Origin of the sequence: Prauserella cavernicola, assembly GCF_016595675.1 — a bacterium.
Taxonomy (GTDB): domain Bacteria; phylum Actinomycetota; class Actinomycetes; order Mycobacteriales; family Pseudonocardiaceae; genus Prauserella_A; species Prauserella_A cavernicola.
Genome location: NZ_JAENJH010000066.1, coordinates 1 through 290, shown reverse-complemented (window position 1 = coordinate 290; position 290 = coordinate 1). Strand labels below are relative to the sequence as shown.

General features: G+C 74.1%; 1 protein-coding gene. It reads right to left on the bottom strand.

Going from position 1 to position 290, the window contains the following annotated elements:
• On the bottom strand, positions 1-290 hold a 290-nt coding region (locus JHE00_RS34715; protein WP_200326444.1), incomplete at both ends, for a hypothetical protein.

The window sequence follows — 290 nt, the reverse complement described above, 5'->3', positions numbered from 1 at the left end:
AGCTCTGCGGGATGGTCGAAGGCGTGGCGCTCGATCGCGGCCCAGCGTGAGCGGACGGCGGCCCGGCCCGTTTCGCGCAGCCACGGGCCATCGGTCACCGCCTCGATCGCGGCGATCCGGGTGTGCTGGTGCAGCTGCGGTGCCGCCACGGTGTGCTCGAAGCGGCGCAGCACGGTCCAGCCGATCGTCTCGGTGCGGGGATCACGCCCGGTCGCGGTCAGCAGCTCCAGCGCGCGACCCACGGTGAGGGCGAGCAGCTCGGCGAGGCCGCCACCGTCGGCGACGCGATT